The sequence below is a fragment of the Flavobacterium sp. AG291 genome, from assembly GCF_003350375.1.
Lineage (GTDB): Bacteria > Bacteroidota > Bacteroidia > Flavobacteriales > Flavobacteriaceae > Flavobacterium > Flavobacterium suzhouense.
Window position 1 is genome coordinate 95,853 of the sequence record NZ_QQAR01000007.1, and the last position, 16,988, is coordinate 112,840.

Annotated in this window: 11 protein-coding genes; 6 read left to right on the forward strand and 5 right to left on the reverse strand. The window is 35.1% G+C overall.

Features of this window, described 5'->3' with window-relative positions:
* Positions 1 to 239 precede the first annotated feature (239 nt).
* The 5 genes from DEU42_RS09235 to DEU42_RS09255 form a co-directional block, all read right to left on the reverse strand.
* Positions 240 to 2,213, reverse strand: a complete 1,974-nt coding sequence (locus tag DEU42_RS09235; RefSeq protein WP_114758008.1) for a cytochrome-c peroxidase — start codon at positions 2,211 to 2,213, stop codon at positions 240 to 242.
* 209 nt (positions 2,214 to 2,422) lie between these two features.
* The gene (locus DEU42_RS09240) at positions 2,423 to 3,817 is read right to left on the reverse strand and encodes a TolC family protein (protein WP_114758009.1); all 1,395 of its coding nucleotides are present in this window, start codon (positions 3,815 to 3,817) and stop codon (positions 2,423 to 2,425) included.
* On the reverse strand, positions 3,817 to 5,169 hold the full coding sequence (locus tag DEU42_RS09245) for an HlyD family secretion protein (protein WP_114758010.1): 1,353 nt from the start codon (positions 5,167 to 5,169) through the stop codon (positions 3,817 to 3,819). The genes DEU42_RS09240 and DEU42_RS09245 overlap by 1 nt, the downstream gene beginning before the upstream one ends.
* Before the next feature lie 5 nt (positions 5,170 to 5,174).
* Positions 5,175 to 6,830 carry a peptidase domain-containing ABC transporter gene (locus tag DEU42_RS09250; protein ID WP_114758011.1) on the reverse strand — a complete coding sequence of 552 codons (1,656 nt, stop codon included), beginning with the start codon at positions 6,828 to 6,830 and terminating at the stop codon, positions 5,175 to 5,177.
* Positions 6,831 to 6,922: 92 nt separating this feature from the next.
* On the reverse strand, positions 6,923 to 7,327 hold the full coding sequence (locus tag DEU42_RS09255; RefSeq protein WP_114758012.1) for a hypothetical protein: 405 nt from the start codon (positions 7,325 to 7,327) through the stop codon (positions 6,923 to 6,925).
* 386 nt (positions 7,328 to 7,713) lie between these two features.
* On the opposite strand from DEU42_RS09255, the gene DEU42_RS09260 reads away from it, so the two are divergent.
* The 6 genes from DEU42_RS09260 to DEU42_RS09285 all read left to right on the forward strand — a co-directional run bounded on the left by DEU42_RS09260 (position 7,714) and on the right by DEU42_RS09285 (position 16,957).
* Positions 7,714 to 8,937, forward strand: coding sequence for a DUF4856 domain-containing protein (locus tag DEU42_RS09260; RefSeq protein WP_114758013.1), 1,224 nt, complete (start codon positions 7,714 to 7,716; stop codon positions 8,935 to 8,937).
* A 66-nt stretch (positions 8,938 to 9,003) separates the two neighbouring features.
* Positions 9,004 to 10,116 (forward strand): imelysin family protein, encoded by a 1,113-nt coding sequence (locus DEU42_RS09265; RefSeq protein WP_158537871.1) that lies wholly within the window; start codon positions 9,004 to 9,006, stop codon positions 10,114 to 10,116.
* A 139-nt stretch (positions 10,117 to 10,255) separates the two neighbouring features.
* Positions 10,256 to 12,727 (forward strand): TonB-dependent receptor, encoded by a 2,472-nt coding sequence (locus tag DEU42_RS09270; RefSeq protein WP_114758015.1) that lies wholly within the window; start codon positions 10,256 to 10,258, stop codon positions 12,725 to 12,727.
* Positions 12,728 to 12,785: 58 nt separating this feature from the next.
* Positions 12,786 to 14,153 (forward strand): HTTM domain-containing protein, encoded by a 1,368-nt coding sequence (locus tag DEU42_RS09275; RefSeq protein WP_114758016.1) that lies wholly within the window; start codon positions 12,786 to 12,788, stop codon positions 14,151 to 14,153.
* Positions 14,154 to 14,484: 331 nt separating this feature from the next.
* Positions 14,485 to 15,501: an alpha/beta fold hydrolase gene (locus DEU42_RS09280; RefSeq protein WP_114758017.1), complete on the forward strand. Its 1,017-nt coding sequence runs from the start codon at positions 14,485 to 14,487 to the stop codon at positions 15,499 to 15,501.
* Positions 15,502 to 15,565: 64 nt separating this feature from the next.
* Complete coding sequence (locus tag DEU42_RS09285) at positions 15,566 to 16,957, forward strand: alginate export family protein (RefSeq protein ID WP_114758018.1); 1,392 nt, start codon at positions 15,566 to 15,568, stop codon at positions 16,955 to 16,957.
* Positions 16,958 to 16,988 lie beyond the last annotated feature (31 nt).

The following is a 16,988-nucleotide window of genomic DNA, read 5'->3' on the forward strand; positions in this document are numbered from 1 at the left end:
ATAATTAAGGGAGTTTTATGTTAAGGTAACTTTGAGGAAATAAAGAAAAATTCTACCTAAGATTATAACCAGATGTAATATTCTCAAAAATATTATGGTCGCAAAAACCACAAGTTTATCAAATTTGCATTTTTAGTGAATAATATCCAAAAATATAAGTTTTAATATTAAATTAACCTAAAACTACTCTATTACCTTAAGCTTAAGAAGAGTACGATTTTACTTAACATTAATAATTATTACTGCTTAGAATAAGCAGTTCCCGGATTATCAGTCAGCGACTCCATAAAAGCGATAAGAGCAGTAATTTCCTTTTTAGAAAGATTAAGATGATCAGGCGGAAGTGTCTGATTTGGCACCTCATAGGTAAGACCAAGGCCTGCCGCTCCCCCTTTATTATAAAAATCAATAACCTCGTCGAGTGTATTGTATGCTCCATTATGAAAGTAAGGAGCCGTCAGTTTTACATTTCGCACTGTCATGGTTTTAAAAGACCCTCTGTATATCTCTTCATAATCTTCTGTAATCATATTGCCAATTCTTCCAAAATCCTGATCTACATCAAGTGTATTTGGCTTTGCCAATACACCAAGCACTTCGCTTTCATTTTCATGGTATAATGGAGGTACAAGCCCGCTAAAAGTAGGAGCATAATGGCAGGTTGCACATGCTGCTTTACCGGTAAAAAGATTAAAGCCGAGTTTAACCTGTGCAGAAATATCTTTTACCTCACCACGCGCATAGCGATCAAAGCTACTGTTAAATGATCTAAGTGACGCTACATAAGACGATAAGGCAGCCGAGAAACGGTAACGGTTAATTTCTGCATTTGCACCAAATGCTTTGTCAAATAAAACTCTATAGATAGTATTGTTACCTAACTTTTTGATGAGTTCAGGAAAGTTCGTATTAAATTCCAGATGGTTTTCAATAACGTGTTCACCCTGTTCTTCAAGATCGACAGCACGCAAATCATAAAAATACCTGTCAGAGAAAACCACATTTATCAATGATGGTGAATTACGTAACACACTCTTGCCTTCTACACTTGCCAATGATTTAGCAACACCATCTGAAAAAGCCATTTCAGGACGATGACACGATGCACAACTCATTTTTTCATTATTACTCAACGATGTATCGTAAAACAATTGTTTCCCCAAATTACGTAATGCTTCACTGTCATCCGATTCTTTAAGTAAGGTATAATAGTATGGATTAAGAAAATCCTCAGCGAAGATCCCCTTGCTGTATGCATTCCATGAAGATGTTTCACCGCTAATTTCCTGTGTACTCTTTATATGTAGACTTATCTGCATTTTTCGAAAAGAATCATATAACGGATTAATATGTTCCATTAAAAAAGTAAGCCTGTCAAAACTGTCAAAGTCATGGTTTTTTTCCAGATAAGTGACAGCAGTTTTTATACTCAGTTCCAATTGCTGTTTTTCTGCTTCAGGTAGCCTTTGCAATAATGGCTTTAAAACCTCCTGCATACCCCTTAGTGAAGCCGCAGCTTCCTCCATCGCATTAAGCGACCCAGGTGTATCAAACCCGGTAACCCCCATTGTAAAAATACGAACAAGTTCTAATCGTGTAGCTTCCATAATTTCATGCTCATAGAAGTAATTACGTTTTTTTACAGCTTCAACCAGTACAGTATAGGTTTCTTTCAGTGCTGCAGTCAGTTTTACTACCTCTATTGCATCAACATCACCATCTGCAAAGACAGTTTCATCAAGTACCTGCAGTCCAACAGGTGCTACTACCCTTTGAGCTCCACGATAATGATCAGTGTTTAGATGATCTATAGGCAGGGTTTTACTATATTCTTCAGGGCTGATGCCGTAATAATTATTAGTCTTAAATTCTTCTTTTACAGGATATGGATCCAGGTGATATAAAGGAGCACCATTTATATAAGATTTTATATGTTTCGGAAAATAGTATTCTAAAATACCTTCTGTTCTTTTAAAAGCTAACCTTGTTTTTATTAACTGTTGTCTTAACTGCTTTAGCGTACCATCGCCTTGTCTGTATAAAACAGCCACATTATTTAAACTAATGATTTCTTGGTTTAATAAATCTGTTTGAGATACAATTATATCCCGAAAATCATCTGAATAGTAATCACCCTGAGTATGGTGGAATGATGGAAAAAACCAAGCGATTATAACACAAATCAGTATAGGAAAAGAAAGCTTAAGACTCATTAGTATTTAGATAAGAATTGCAAACTTATACTGATTGATAGTGCAAAATGTTATCTCTGTATTAAAGAATAATTAACTCATACTTTTTAGCAAAAGTCAGTAACGCTTTTATTTGTTTAAATAGAAGTTAGATTAATAAAAAACACCCGCCGTAAATGGCAGGTGTTTGTTTATGAGTTTAGACTCTTAAATTCATTAAATAAAGGGGCTTAATCAGGATTAGCCATAATCCTGAAAAGCTCAGCATTGGATGTAAAATATTGATAATCCAAAGCTATTTGCGATAGTTTGGTGTTAACCAGATTGTTTTCCCTTGAATTGATAAGGAACATCGAACTTTCTCCAAATGAGAAAAGTTTTTCTTCTGAATTCAATAGCGCGGTATAATTAGCGACAAGCGTATCAATTACCTCTTTTTGCTTTTTTAGTGATTCTATTTCAAGTTGCTGCGATTTAATCTTGTTTTTTAGCTCCAGCCTTTGCTGGCTTAAATCGAACTCCATGTCTTTAATTTTCAGTTTAGCCAACTTAAGATTTCCCCGTTCTTTTCTAAGGAATACAGGCACGCTGAAATTAAAGTTGAATTTATAGTCATCTGCATTAAAACTGCTGAGATAATCAGGCTCAGAAATATAATTATATCCCACATTCAGTTTCGGCAATAACATATTAGCCTTTAATTTCCTGTTTATCTCAAGCATTGATAGTTTTGTTTCCATAGCCTGAATCTTTGGATGAAAATCAAGCACATCAGATTTTCCCATCAATGCACTTGTCTGTAGCGTTGTTTCTAGTGTTTTTATGAGATCCTGCTCCGGTATTATATTAGCTTCCAGTTCAACCGGAACATTCTCAATCCATAAAAAATTAGATAATTTTAGTTTTGCCTTTCCCAGTTTTAAGTTTGCATTTTCAAGATTCAGTTCACGGCTTTTTACTGTTATCCCTGCTTCGATACTGTCTATGGCCGGCGAATCCCCCAATTCAATCAATTGCTGTACTCCTCTGAAACGTGTTTTAGCAAACTCCATATAATCTTTATACAGTTGCGCTTCAGAATAACTTCGTTTCCATTCAAAATAAGCTTCACTTGCTTTATATAAAACTTCAATAGCTTTAAGCTTGCGTTCTGCATCACCTAACTTCAGCATCAATTTTCCTTCTCTTACATCAGCCATCCGTTGGTTAATAAATAATCCCTGTCCTAATGGCACATTGATACCCAAAGATGTCAATCCAGCCTCTGGCGTACGGTTTTGAGGATTTATATATTGCCCTGAAGTATCGTCAAAACCGGCTTTAAATTCTATCCCATACCATGTAGGGATTTTGAAGCTACTATTAAGCAGCGAATAATATTCTGTTCCTTTAAACTCTTTTTTATCATAATCCACCTCTATTTTAGGATCAAAACCACCCCTCGCCGCCATTAAAGTTGCTTCCGCCTTGCTAACTTCAATTCCTGCCTGTTTTAATAGCGGATGGTACTTTTTTACATACCCTAAAAATTCGCTATAGCTTAGCTCATCTGAATTTAATTGTTGAGCATAAAGCGGTGTAAAAACTATTAAGAACAGAAAAAATAATATAAAACCTTTCTTCATTATTTCTTTTCTTTTTTACCATCAGCCTTTTCATCTGTTTTATAAAAATTAGGCGGAAAACCATTAAGGTTACGCCATATTTCATACCAAACCGGTACGGTTTCTAAAAGCGCAATGCTTTGTGCTCCTGCACCTATACTAAGTTCTTTAGGCCATTTATTATCTTTACCTGAAGGTGCAATAAGCACCCTATATTTTCCATTGGGGCTGATAAAGTTTTCTATAGCCACAACGCGTCCGCCAAAAGTTCCGTAAGATAAACCCGGCCAGCCTGAGAATACTACTCTGGGCCATCCATCAAACCAAACCCTTACTTCAGCTCCTCTGTGTACCAACGGCAAGTCTATTGGGTCTACAAATGTCTCAACGGCAATATCGTATCCTGCCGGCATTATGCTAACTACAGATGTACCTTCTTTAATAGTCTCACCCAATCCGGCCAATAAAGCACGGTTAACATAACCGCTTTGGGGTGCAGTGATATAGTAAAGTCCACTTCTTATATTATAATTTACATACTGATTGTGGAGTTTGTTTACCTGCGCTTCGGTATCATATTGTGTACTTAGAGCCGTAAACTTATCACTACGCGATTTAGATATCTTTTCAGCATATTCAGCATTAATACGGTTAATTTCAACATTAGCATTTATATACTCATTTTTACTGCTTAAAAGTTTATTTTCCTGTGTTATTATATAAGCTTCAGCTTCCTGCAGTTTTAATCTTTTTTGCTCTACATCGGTAAGAGGCTTTAAGCCTTCCTTATTCAATGCTGTAGAACGATTGAACTGTGTTTGAGCAATTTTCAACTGAGTCTTTATTGCTTCAAGATCCATACTGTCACTCTTTATCTTAAGTTGAGCCTGCTTTATTTTATTTTGTGCCTGCTGTAACTTAAGCTGTCTTTCTTTAGCAAGGGACTGCGCCTGTACTTCCAGCGAATTCACTTTGTCTCCATAAGAATCCAGTGCCATTTTTTTGGCATCTACCTGCTGTTTTGTATTAGAAACCAGGTTTGGGTCAAAGTAATCTTCTTTTATTTCAGAGATAAAAAGTATAGTATCCCCTTTATTCACATAATCTCCCTCCTTTACGTACCATTTTTCAATTCTACCGGCAATAGCATTATGAACTGTCTGTGGCCTTTGATCCGGCTTAAGAGTAGTTACCGATCCGGAACCCGATATATTTTGTGTCCATGGCAGGAAAAGGCATCCAACTATAAACAAGAGAAAACCCACTATAATCCTGTTAAGAAATTTATACTCAGGCCTGCGTGCTACCTTAGAAATTGAGGAATAATCACACGGAGTTATCAGTACATGATTATCTTTAGATATATTAAGCATAGTGTTTACAGTTTAATGTCGTTAATTATTTTCCCCTCATCCATTGTAATCATACGGCTGCTTCCCTCTCTCCATATCTTATTTTTTGAAGCTACTATTACTGTCCAGTGATTTTCATCAGACAATAAAAAGTCAACTACCCTTCGTGAAGTTACTTCATCCATCTTATTTATAGGATCTTCCAGAAATAGAATATTTGGCTTATTTACAATACTCCTTGCTAAAAGGATTTTTTGCACATCAGAATCAGAGAGCTGTCCACCTCCGGGATGTATATGTGTTTCCAATCCATTAGAAAAAGTCTTAATATGAGGTGTAAGATGTACATTATCAAGAGCCCATTTTAAATCATCATTGTTAACACCTTTACTTCCAAAAAGTATATTATCACGAATAGTACCGTCAAAAAGAGTATCTGCCTGTAAAAAAGTACCTGCCTGAGCCCTGAAATTATCCTCGTCAAGACGGTTCATGTAATTATCAGTTATATATACACTACCGGTTTCAGGCTCAATAAGGCCTGCAAGAAGTCTAAGCAAAGAACTTTTTCCTGCACCATTACTACCCGTAAGTATAATTTTTTCTCCCTGTGATATCTTGAGATTAATATTTTTAAGCGCCTTTTTGTCAGAGTCAGGATATTTATATCCTACTCCTTCAGTTTCAATGTTTATTCCACTTTCACTCTTGTTGGCTATTTTTGGGACACAAGAAATTTCCATATCAGTAACCTGAGCAATTTTTTCTACAGAGGTAAGTACATCATAAAAAGAATCAAGACCGAAAATTATCTTCTCAACAGAGTTGATCAAAAGAACGATAACAATTTCTGCAGCAACAAACTGACCAATATTCATCTGATGATGAATAACCAAAAAACCACCAACTGACAGAAGAGCAGCGGTAACAAGTATTTTAAAAATTACAAGATGTACATATTGTTTTTTCATTACCTGAAAATGTTTTTCCCGATAATCTATATAGTCAGATACATACTTGTCATTTCTGCTAAGAGCATAATCAAAACCATTCTTTTTCCTAAAGCTTTCACGGTTGCGTGCTATTTCCTGAAGCCATGCAGCTACCTTATACTTAAACTTAGATTCGTTTAAACTTGTATCTAAACCATCTGTATACGAAAACTTAAATATTATGTACAGAATAACAATAAAAAACAAACCTATCACCATAAAAAAAGAATGATAAAGCGTTAACAGTATGATTCCAAAACCTACCTGCAAAAAAGCTGTAGAAAAATCAAGGAGCAATTTTGCCGTACCTTTTTGAACCATAAGCGTATCAAAAAATCTATTAGCTTTTTCAGGAGCAAAGTTTGAATACATCTCTTTGAACTTAATAAGAGGCATCTTATACGCGAATTCAAATGAAGATCTAACAAATATCCGCTGTTGAAGATTCTCAACAATGCGTAATTGCATAATTGTCAAAACTCCGCCAAAGCCAACACCAAAAGTAACCAAAATAACAAGTATTATCCAGGATACGCTTAACTGCCCGCTTTGAATAAAATTAATGATAGCCTGTATGCCAAGTGGCAATGATAAATTAACCAGACCTGCAAAGGCCGCGTAAAAAATTATTTGATATACATCCCGCTTATCTAGTTTAAGCAGATTGTAAAATCTTTGAAATGGAGTCATAAATCAATTTATAAATAGAATAATATTTGGGAGCATACCCCTAAATATGGGTATACCAAAACTTTAACATTATAAAGTTCTGAAAAAAGTATTTATAAAATAAACTCCGGAGGAGGTAAATGTATTTTAGTATAGAAATTAGGTGAAATTACCAGATTATAATTATGAGTTTTTTTATCACCCTCATTAATAGAATAATTACAAGGCAAAGCAGTATAAACCGGAACCAGATAATCGGCAAGTTGAAACCCCTTGGTACTTTTGTCAGTTTTAGTTTTACTGGTTTCATAATCTTCCAGTTCTTCTAACAAAGTATCGGGTTTTAAAAGCTTTTTAAGTATGTGGCAGGTTTTACCTATTAAACAATGGCTTTCAGTATTATTAGCAATGATACCATCCAGACTGGCTGATATGTTGATATTATTCAATAAAAAATAGCCAATCAGCACCACACGAAGGCACTTCCCGAATACACCATTTTTTATTTTTTTCAACATAGCACTCCTAAAGCAAAAGATGTACCAAAAAAAACGAAAAATGCCTGCAAACACTAACATTAGAAAGATTTAATGTACAGATTAGAAATTCTAATCTTGAAATATTAAATTTTTAAAGATTTTACTTATAAAACATTTAATCCGATTGTAAATACTTTATCATTGACTATTATTAACTTCCACTAACGCATACAATCAGTACTCAAAAACTTTGCTTTTACTCTATCAATAAACGTTTTTTTATTCTTGCTTAACTGAAACAAAATAACCATAAACAACTACAAAACAACGGTTTGAAATTATTTAGATTTATTTTAAATAACCTTTTGGATTTCAAAAAACCTTTATATATTTGCACTCCAAACTTAATTAATCTAAATAAGACAATGAGATTCAAATCAATCTTTTTTTATGTTTTGCCTGTTGCAGCATCACTAGCACTAGCATCATGTTCAGATGACGATTCGTCATCAAATGAACCGTCATACAACATTCCTGCCACCTATACTTTTGAAAGAGACGGACAAAGTACTGTAGACTTTTCCGGACAGACTACCAGACTAAAAATGCTATTGGAGTTTGATGCATATTCAAAAAATAAAGCAGGTTTTCCAACATTTGATAACAATCTGGTTTTAAACATGTTTTCAAATACAAATAATCCATTTTCTGAAGAAGCACTTAACACTTCCGGCAAGCAGTTAAGAGATAAAACAGCTGCATCTGCTGATTATTTTGCTTCAAACTCTGTAGAAGCTGCTGAAATTAAAGCTTCTTTCGACGGATTGTTTACAGAAATGGGACAAGCAGCGGCTAATTATGCTACAACAGCTACTCCGGGTACAGCTGGTTCTATTGAAGATGGAAAAAGACTTGTAAACGGTAAAGGGCTTGAGCCTAACCAGGCAATAATCAAAGGTCTTATGGGTGCTTGCTTTATGGATCAGGCCTTAAATAATTACTTAAGTATAACCGTTCTCGATGAAACTAAACTTGCTAACGATGCAGGTACTTTAGAGGCCGGAAAAAATTATACTACCATGGAGCATAAATGGGATGAGGCTTATGGTTACATCTTTGGTTACCAAACAACAAATACTGACGGTACAACAAAAGTATATTTTTGGGAAAGCTACCTGAACACTGTTAACGGTAACCCTTTCTTTGAAGGTATAACTGCCAACATTAAAAATGCATTCATTAAAGGTAGAGCAGCTATCGTAAATAAAGATTATACTACCAGAAATGCTCAAATCGCAATTATAAAGGAAAACCTTTCTAAAGTTGGGGCAGTTAGAGCAGTTTACTACTTAAACGAAGGTAAAGCTTTACTATCTGGAGATAACACACAGACTGTTAAAGCTTTCCACGCACTTTCTGAAGCATATGGCTTTATAACCGGATTACGCTACACTAATAATCCGGCAAAAAATACATCATACTTTACAGCACAGGAAGTAAAAAATATTCAGGAAACTCTTTTAGGAGGAACTGATGGTTTTTGGGATGCTAATTATACTTCTCAAAAAGCTACAGAATTAATGGAAACAATTGCTCAAAGATTTGGCTTTACAGTTGAACAAGCAATCCACGAAGGTGGTAGCCACTAATAAATTATGAGGGCAGCTAATGCCCTCTTTTTTCTTTTTAAAATTTCAACACTTAATACGACTTTCATGAAAAAACTGATTCTGTTTTTTTCTTTTACAATTCTTCTTACTTCATGTTCATCTGATTCTTCTCAGGGACAATCTGATCAATATGACAGAGGTACAATGCTACAAAACTGGGCTAATAATTTAATTGTACCTGCAATACAAAATTATGACCAAAAATTAGCAGCACTAAAAACAGCTACAGTAAACTTTACTTCAGAACCTACTACATCAGGACTTGAAGATTTGAGATCAGCATGGTTTGAAGCGTATAAAGCATATCAATATTCGGCTATGTATAATATTGGAAAAGCCGAAGAATTACAGTTCACCAAATTCTGTAATACCTACCCTACAAACACTACTCTGATTACAACCAAAATCGGTAATGGTGATGTAACCCTTGAAGGCCCGGGAAATGATGTGGCGCAAGGATTTCCTGCACTAGATTATTTACTTTTCGGTCTTTCTGACACTGATGTTCTGTCATTTTATACTGAAAATGCTCTTGCCAATAACTACAAGAGCTACCTGACTGCAGTTGTTGATAAGCTTGTAAACCTGAATAGTGCAGTACTTAATGACTGGAATGGTAGCTTTAAAAATACTTTTATCTCTAAAACAGATAACTCAGCCACAGGAAGCGTAAATAAAATGGTTAATGCCTATGTGCAATATTTTGAAAGAGACGTTAGAACCGGAAAAGTAGGTATACCTGCAGGTCGCTTTTCTACAGCTCCACTTCCTGAAAAAGTTGAAGGTTTCTACAGTAAAGTATATTCCAGAGAACTTCTTCTGAATGGGTTGCAAGCTAGTTGGGACTTCTTTAATGGAAAACATTTTAACGCAACTACTAAAGGCCCTTCTCTGGCCTCTTATCTTGATTTTTTAAAAACACAAGGATACGGATCAGACTCAGAAACACCTCTTAGTGAGGTTATGGATAATCAATATTCTCAAGCCTATACAGCTATAATGGATATGCAGGAGAATCTTTATCAACAAGTACTAACCGATAATAACAAGATGCTTACGGCATACGATAAAATGCAACGCAATGTTACATACATGAAAACAGATATGATGTCTGCAATGAGCATATCAGTTGATTATGTTGATACCGATGGTGATTAATACACGAGAATACACACTATAATCAAAAAAACGTATAAGCTGTCAGATATTGGCAGCTTTTCGTATTATTTTTGCCACCTGTTTGCGGACCTTCCTCTTAAAAGTAAAATTTATAAAGTCCGCATAAACCTCTATAAAAATGAAACTGAAGGATTTTTGCCTGTACTTTATTTTTTTATTTTCAACTACAGCTTGTATTGCCCAATACAATTTGTCAGGAAAAGTAATTAATCAAAATACAAATCACCCCATACCTCAAGCTGAAGTATACAATCGTACCACAGATAAACTTATTAAAACAGATGATAAGGGTGAATTTGTATTTACAAATCTTAAGCCTGGAAAATATACGCTTGAATTCTTATCTGATCAATTTGATATTGCTACAATTGAAGTTGCAATCGCGTCTTCCAGTCAGCAAATTACAGTGCAAATGAAACCGTTACTGATACAACTATCAGAAGTTATTATTGAAGACAGACGCAATGAGGTACTGGGACTTACAAGACTGAAAGATATTGAAGGAACTTCAATATATGCAGGTAAAAAAACAGAAGTAGTTGTACTTAATAAACAAATGGGAAATATGGCTGCCAATAATGCCCGACAGGTATTTTCTCAGGTTGTAGGTTTAAACATTTATGAAAGTAATGATGGTGGACTTCAGCTAAACATAGGAGGTAGAGGACTGGATCCTAACCGTTCAGCCTATTTTAATGTCCGCCAGAATAATTATGACATTAGTGCTGACATATTGGGTTATCCGGAAAGTTATTACACACCTCCAGCCGAAGGTCTTGACCGTATTGAGGTAGTAAGAGGAGCCGCCTCATTACAATATGGTCCTCAGTTTGGCGGATTAGTAAACTTTAAGATGAAAACACCGGTAAGCAACAAAAAAATGGAAGTGACAACACGCCAGACTTTTGGATCTTATAACTTTATAACCAATTTTACAAGTCTTAGCGGCACAGTAGGCAAATTCAGTTATTATACCTACTACAATTATAAACAAGGTGACGGATTCCAACCTAATTCAGAATTTAAGTCCCATAATTATTTTGGGAATTTTAATTACCAATTTACTGAAAGAACCAGTCTTAGCTTAGATTATACCTACTTCACTTACCTGGCAAAACAACCGGGAGGCCTTAGCGACACAATGTTTGAAGAAAATCCTATGCAGAGTAACCGCAAAAGGAACTGGTTTGAAGTAAACTGGAACCTTATGACGCTTAAATTTAAGCACAAGTTTAACTCATCAACCGACTTAAGCTTTAATTTGTTTGGCCTTTATGCACAACGAAATACAGTCGGTTACAGATCAAACAGGGTATCAGATGCCGATACTCCAGGCACGGTACGTGATCTTATCACAGGAAAATTCTCAAACTGGGGTTTTGAAACTAAACTATTACATCGCTATAATTTCTTTGGTAATAAAAATGCTTTTGTATTGGGAGCCAAATATTATGATGCACATAATACTGCCAAACAAGGTCCGGGAAGTTCAGGTAGTGATGCTAATTTTAATTACGCAACAGATGAGTTTCCTTATTACAAAAATCAATCAGATTACACCTATCCCAATAAAAATATAGCTTTATTCGGAGAAAATATTTTTAAAATAACTTCAAAGTTTACAATAACTCCTGGCATACGATTCGAGTATATTGACACCAAGGCTATTGGTTCATACAGAACAATAAACCTTGACTTTGCAGGCAATGTTATACTGGATGAGACAACAAATGAAAACAAAAATCTTAGCCGCTCTTTTGTACTACTGGGAACAGGGCTAAGCTACAAACCTGTTGACGGCCTCGAATTTTATACTAACTTTTCGCAAAATTACCGATCGATAACTTTTAACGACTTACGAATTATAGAACCTTCCTATGTAATAGACAAGAATCTTAGTGATGAGAAAGGTTATACTTTTGATGGAGGAATAAGAGGAAAAATATCAAACAAAATTAACTATGACATAAGCGCTTTTGGGCTTGCTTATAATGACAGGATTGGACAGATAATAACCCGATATAACGAAATTTTTCCGGAATCTGAGGATGAAAGACCTGTAAAATACAGAACAAATGTTGGTGATGCTTTTATGTACGGACTTGAGTTTTTCACTAATGTTAGCCTGCAAAAAACTTTCTTTAATGAACAGAATGAAAATTACAACTGGAATATCTTTGTAAATGCAGCCTTTACAAAATCAAAATATACAAAATCAAGATTATCAGGAATAGTTGGTAATGAAGTTGAATTTATTCCACTTGTTAACTTAAAGACGGGAATGTCTTTTGGCTATAAGAAATTTATGTCTAACCTGCAGTTAACTTACTTGAGTGATCAATATACCGACGCAACAAATGCTCCGTTAGACGTTAAAAATCAAAACGGAATTATTGGTCAAATCCCTTCATACCATATTATGGACCTTTCTTTCTCTTATATCTTTACAAAATCGATTAAGCTGGAAACCGGTATAAATAATTTAACCGATAATAAATATTTTACGAGAAGAGCTACCGGATATCCCGGTCCCGGAATTATTCCTTCTGCTCCAAGAACATATTATGCAACGTTACAATTACAGTTTTAAAAACCGATAAGTCAATAAATAAGCTAACACTGTTACGCCGAAATTAAATCTTACTAAAATGGTTTACCGTATCAAAGAATATCTTAATTCATATACAAATGCCTCAACACTGGCTTTTTTCAGGCTTGCATTTGGATTTATGATGCTATTGGGGCTTGTACGTTTTGCATTAAATGACTGGATCGATAAATTTTATATTGAGCCGGGGTTTCATTTTACTTACTATGGATTTAGCTGGATAAAGCCCATCGGGGTATATACTTATGTTATATTTTTAATTTGTGCACTTGCGGCCATTGGTATCAGTATAGGTTATAAATACAGAATATCAGCCATAATTTTCTTTCTAAGTTTTACTTACATAGAACTTATGGATAAGACAACCTATCTTAACCATTATTATTTCGTATCGGTTATAAGCTTTGTGATGATATTCCTTCCGGCAGGCAATTACTTTTCTGTAGATGCCTACAGGAATCCAGTACGGTCATTTGGACAAATACCACGATGGACTATTGACATTTTAAAGCTTTTACTGGCTATGGTTTATTTCTATGCCGGTCTTGCAAAACTAAACTCCGATTGGCTTGTTAATGCAATGCCTTTAAAAATATGGCTTACAGCTCATGCTAACTTACCCGTTATTGGTCCTTTAATGTTGAAAAGCTGGGTACACTACACCTTTAGCTGTTTTGGAGCAGTATATGATCTCTTTATCGTATTTCTTCTTATAAACAGAAGAACAAGACTATTAGGTTTTTTATTGGTCCTTTCTTTTCATTTAATGACTTCGTTATTGTTTCCTATCGGTATGTTTCCATATATTATGATAGTTTGTTCACTGATTTTTTTCAGTAACAGTTTGCATACGAACGTACTTAAATTTTTATCCAAAATTTTTAAATTACCTGCAAAGCTAGCAGAAACCCAACAGATTTATGCTCCCCGTTTCAGGTCACTTTATCGCTTGAGCCTTTATCTCTTGGGAATTTTTCTTGTAATTCAGTTATCATTTCCTTTCCGGTATATTTTATATCCGGGGGAATTATTTTGGACCGAAGAAGGATTTCGATTTTCATGGAGAGTTATGCTCATGGAAAAAGCCGGCTCCGCACAGTTTAAAATTACAGACAGGAAAACAGGGAAAAGCATTTATGTAAATAATGAGGATTACCTAACACGATTTCAGGAAAAGCAAATGGCGTTTCAACCCGATTTTATACTGGAATATGCTCATTTTTTACATGACCATTATGAATCGCTGGGAATGTATGATCCCATTGTAAATGTTGAATGTTATGTTGCCCTCAACGGACGATTGAGTACCCTTTATATTAATCCTGAAACAGACCTTTCACATATACCGGAATCATTTGAACATAAAGAATGGATACTTCCTTTTAAAGGCTCAATATGGAGGCTTTAAAACAGCTTAATCATAATTAAATTCAGTATAAAGAGCGGCTATCTTAAAATGTAGCCGCTCTTTTTCTTTATCTGGATAAAGTACTGAAATATAAAACACCAACATCTTAAGAGTAAGCTACATTCCGATAATAAACATCAACATTTTTTCACGAAATATCGTAATTAAAAAAATTAGATTAAAATTTAAAGAACTAACAATCAAACACTTAATTAAAAAGAATGATTTTAGATAAATAGTTGTATGTAAGGCAAATAGCAGTTGTTTGTAGTAACATAAACAACATCTGACAAATCCTTACATATTAATCAACAACTAAATCTTTTTAATTATGAAAACTAAATCAAATCTCTCTGGAGTCTTCAATTTTAAGACAAAAGCCTTTACTATTTTACTATCCTGTTTTTTATTACTTTCTATCATTTCCTGTAGTAAAAAAGCAGAAACGGCAACTGAGGAAAATACAAATGCAATAGTAACCGATACTATACAAGTTGCACCTGCAAATCCACCTGAAAACTTTAAGCATGAAACAGCTACGGTAAATGGTATTAAGATACATTATGTAATAGGTGGAAAAGGCGAACCGCTTGTATTGGTACATGGTTTTGGACAAAACTGGTATATGTGGAACAGATTACTGCCGGAACTGTCAAAACATTTTACAGTAATCGCTCCCGATTTAAGAGGTGTCGGAGAATCAGATAAACCCGAAGGAGGTTATGATAAAAAAACAATGGCATCAGACATCCATGAACTTGTAAATCAACTGGGATATAAAAAGATAAACCTGGCCGGTCATGATATAGGACTAATGGTTGCCTATGCCTATGTTGCCCAATATGAAGACAGCGTAAACAAAGTAGCGCTTATGGATGCCCTTTTACCGGGAGTTGAGCCGGTTTGGTCGTCGGTTTCTGCATCCGCATGGTGGTTTGGCTTTTTTGCATGGCCCGCTTCAGGTGACATCGTGAAAGGTAAAGAAAAAGAATTCCTAACTAACTTTTGGCCTGTAGTAGGTCATGTAAAAGAACCTTTTACACCAGAAGAAACTACAGAATTTATCAGGGCTTATGCTGTTCCGGGCGGAACCACAGCCGCTTTTAAATGGTTTGGTGCATTTCCTCAGGATGGAAAAGACAATCTTATATTCATGAAGAGAAAAATAAAAACACCTTTATTAGCCATGGGTGGAGAGTATTTTGCAGCCGCTTTCCTAAAAGATCATTCCAAATTAGTAGCCGAAAATGTAACCGAGTCAAAAATTGCAAACTCAGGACACTGGCTGGTTCAGGAAAATACTGCACAGGTACAAAAAGACTTACTTGACTTTTTCTTAAGTAAATAAATATAGCCTCCGGATTAGATTAAGAGGTATTCGGCTTCAATACAAGAATCTTAAAAAGATTATCATGAAAAATAAAAACATCACCCTAATACTTTTAAGCATCCTTGCTTTCACTATTATACAGCAAAGCTATGCACAATCCTATCCGGAGTTTAAATCCATGCGATTTGAAGAAGACTATTCTGTTTTGGCTAATGATACAATTAAAAAAGACTGGTACACAGAGGCAAAGTACATCCCCCTCACCTCTTCAGGAAAAACATTTCTAAGCTTTGGCGGAGAGGTTCGGTATCAATATTTCTACATTAAGAATGAAAAATGGGGAGATGAACCTAAAGATGCTGATGGTTATATACTTAACCGTTTATTATTGCATAGCGATTTTCATGCAGGCAAACACTTTAGAGCTTTTGTACAATTCCAAAGCAGTAATACCAGTGGCAGATTAGATCCGAGCCCGGTTGAGAGCAACCCTCTAGAATTGCATCAGGGTTTTGTTGATTTGAATGTATTTTCAGAGAAAGACCGTCAATTAATTTTAAGGGCAGGAAGGCAGGAATTTAGTTATGGTTCACAACGCCTTGTGGCTTTACGTGAAGGCCCAAACAACCGACAATCTTTTGATGCTATAAAAGCGATAGCCGGTTTTAAAAATTATCACGCCGATCTTTTCTACAGTCATTATGTAGTAGCTGAAGATGGAATTTTTGATGACACATCAAATAAGGAAAAACAGTTTTGGGGAAGCTACATAGTTATCAATAAGATACCTGTAATAAAGAATATCGATTTATATTATTTAGGTTACAAAAGGGCCAACTCTCATTTTGATGATGCAAACGGAAAAGAATTAAGACATTCTTTAGGAACCCGCATCTGGGGGAAATATGATAACTGGCGTTATGATGCAGAAGCAGTTTATCAGTTTGGAACTGTAGATGTAAAAGACATAAAAGCCTGGACTGTTACCTTAAATACAGGTTATCGTATCACATCGGTAGTTTTACATCCGGAAATTGGTTTAAAAGTTGAAACGATAAGTGGCGATAAAACAAAAAACGATAACAATTTAGAAACTTTTAACCCATTATTTCCAAGGGGGGCTTATTTTGGACTAGCCTCCGTAATCGGTCCTTCTAACCTTGTTGATTTACATCCTTCACTAAACTTTGAACTTACCAAAAATCTTAATTGGGTATTGGATTATGATATGTTCTGGCGGTATAGCAGCCAGGATGGCATTTATGGACCAAACACAATTATGGTTTATCCGGGAGATGCAAGCACCGATAAACAAATAGGTGAGCAATTTGAAAGCGAAATCATATTCCAGCCAAATAAATATTTGTATTTCCGTGTTGAGGCAACCTGGTTTAAAGCCGGAGATTTTCTTAAGGCTGCAGGTACCGGAAAAGATATGTTGTTTACCGGAGCAACAATGCAAATTAAATTTTAATCCAGATATTACAAAAACTGTTCATAAATTT

Bases quoted from the DNA above. Each gene is read 5' to 3' on its own strand.
- DEU42_RS09235 (WP_114758008.1), bottom strand. From the start codon at position 2,213: ATGAGTCTTAAGCTTTCTTTTCCTATACTGATTTGTGTTATAATCGCT.
- DEU42_RS09240 (WP_114758009.1), bottom strand. From the start codon at position 3,817: ATGAAGAAAGGTTTTATATTATTTTTTCTGTTCTTAATAGTTTTTACA.
- DEU42_RS09245 (WP_114758010.1), bottom strand. From the start codon at position 5,169: ATGCTTAATATATCTAAAGATAATCATGTACTGATAACTCCGTGTGAT.
- DEU42_RS09250 (WP_114758011.1), bottom strand. From the start codon at position 6,830: ATGACTCCATTTCAAAGATTTTACAATCTGCTTAAACTAGATAAGCGG.
- DEU42_RS09255 (WP_114758012.1), bottom strand. From the start codon at position 7,327: ATGTTGAAAAAAATAAAAAATGGTGTATTCGGGAAGTGCCTTCGTGTG.
- DEU42_RS09260 (WP_114758013.1), top strand. From the start codon at position 7,714: ATGAGATTCAAATCAATCTTTTTTTATGTTTTGCCTGTTGCAGCATCA.
- DEU42_RS09265 (WP_158537871.1), top strand. From the start codon at position 9,004: ATGAAAAAACTGATTCTGTTTTTTTCTTTTACAATTCTTCTTACTTCA.
- DEU42_RS09270 (WP_114758015.1), top strand. From the start codon at position 10,256: ATGAAACTGAAGGATTTTTGCCTGTACTTTATTTTTTTATTTTCAACT.
- DEU42_RS09275 (WP_114758016.1), top strand. From the start codon at position 12,786: ATGGTTTACCGTATCAAAGAATATCTTAATTCATATACAAATGCCTCA.
- DEU42_RS09280 (WP_114758017.1), top strand. From the start codon at position 14,485: ATGAAAACTAAATCAAATCTCTCTGGAGTCTTCAATTTTAAGACAAAA.
- DEU42_RS09285 (WP_114758018.1), top strand. From the start codon at position 15,566: ATGAAAAATAAAAACATCACCCTAATACTTTTAAGCATCCTTGCTTTC.